This is a genomic window from Aeromonas sp. HMWF014 (assembly GCF_963878295.1).
GTDB classification, from domain to species: Bacteria; Pseudomonadota; Gammaproteobacteria; order Enterobacterales; family Aeromonadaceae; genus Aeromonas; species Aeromonas popoffii.
This window is the reverse complement of the sequence record NZ_CAWNYS010000449.1, coordinates 710-1,927: the sequence shown is the minus strand read 5'-3', so window position 1 is coordinate 1,927 and position 1,218 is coordinate 710. Positions and strand designations below refer to the sequence as shown.

The window sequence follows — 1,218 nt, the reverse complement described above, 5'->3', positions numbered from 1 at the left end:
CTTCAATACCCTGCCCTTCAAGTTCGAGGCGGGCACCCCCCATATTGCTGGCGCTATCGGCCTCGCCGCCGCTGTCGATTTTGTGATGGGGCAAGACCGGAAATGGCTCGCCAGCCATGAGCAGGCGCTGACCGACTATCTGGTCGCTGGCTTGCAGCAGGTGCCGGGGCTGCGTCTGGTAGGCGAGCCCGACCAACGTGCCGGAGCGGTCTCTTTCCTGCTGGAGGATATCCACCCGCAAGATGCCGCTACCCTGCTCGATATGCAGGGGATCGCCCTGCGAGTCGGCCATCACTGCGCCATGCCACTAATGGAATCACTCGGGATCGGCGGCACCCTGCGCGCCTCACTGGCCTGTTACAACAATCGGGACGATGTCGACGCCTTGCTGGCCGCCCTGCACAAACTCAGTGACTTCTTCTAAGGCAAACCACCGAATGAACAGCCTCGTAACCTATACCCAAATCGGCCTTGAGCCCAACGCCGACACCATCCGCCAGCAGTTTGCCGCAGCCCATGGCTGGGAGAACCAGTACCGGCTCATCATCCAGCTCGGCAAGCTGCTGCCTGCGCTGCCGCCCGAGTGGCAGCAGGAGGAGTTTCGCCTCAAAGGGTGCGAGAGCCTGGCCTGGCTAAAAGGAGAGAGCACCGAGGATGGATGCTGGCACTTTGCCTGTGATTCCGATGCCCGCATAGTCCGCGGCCTCATCGTCATCGTACTGGCGGCGCTCAACCACCAATCCGCAGAAGTGATTCAGGCCTTTGACATGGAGGCTTATTTCACCGAGCTGGGGCTGGAAAAACACCTGAGCCCGTCACGGGGTAACGGGCTCAGGGCGATCGTGCTGGCAATCCGGGATCAGGCGTCGGCCTGATCACTGGCCAAGGGTGCTTCTATCGCTGTTGTCGTTTCACTTGCCAGACGTTCGGCTCTAGCGCCCCGTTCGGCAATCTTCTTCAATACCCGGGAGGCGGCAACCAGCCCAAAGGTCGCCGTCACCGGCGTCACGGCCCCGAAACCAGAGGCACAATCCATCTTCATGGAGCCATCGCTGGCGGCCTTGGCCTGACAGGTGCCACCCTGACCATCCGGGTAGCTCAACTGCTCGGTTGAGAAGACACACTCCACCCCGAACTTGCGAGCAGGATTCTTGCTGAAGTTGTGCAGCCGGCGCAGATCCGAGCGTACCTTGGCCGCCAGCGGATCCTGAATGGTCT

2 protein-coding genes and 1 pseudogene are annotated in these 1,218 nt (G+C 61.3%); 2 read left to right on the top strand and 1 reads right to left on the bottom strand.

What is annotated here, in order from left to right:
* Together AAC083_RS23305 and AAC083_RS17695 are read left to right on the top strand one after the other, a co-directional pair.
* Positions 1–424, top strand: a 424-nt coding sequence (locus tag AAC083_RS23305) for an aminotransferase class V-fold PLP-dependent enzyme (RefSeq protein WP_258224755.1), incomplete at its 5' end; no start/stop codon positions are given.
* 13 nt (positions 425–437) lie between these two features.
* Positions 438–875, top strand: coding sequence for a SufE family protein (locus AAC083_RS17695; protein ID WP_181364804.1), 438 nt, complete (start codon positions 438–440; stop codon positions 873–875).
* Here the strand turns inward: AAC083_RS17695 and AAC083_RS23300 are convergent.
* Positions 860–1,218 (bottom strand): annotated as a pseudogene (locus AAC083_RS23300) (tRNA cyclic N6-threonylcarbamoyladenosine(37) synthase TcdA); the annotation flags it as partial. The gene AAC083_RS17695 and the pseudogene AAC083_RS23300 sit on opposite strands and share 16 nt — an antisense overlap.

Coding starts and splice junctions, on each gene's coding strand:
- AAC083_RS17695 (WP_181364804.1), top strand. CDS start 438: ATGAACAGCCTCGTAACCTATACCCAAATCGGCCTTGAGCCCAACGCC.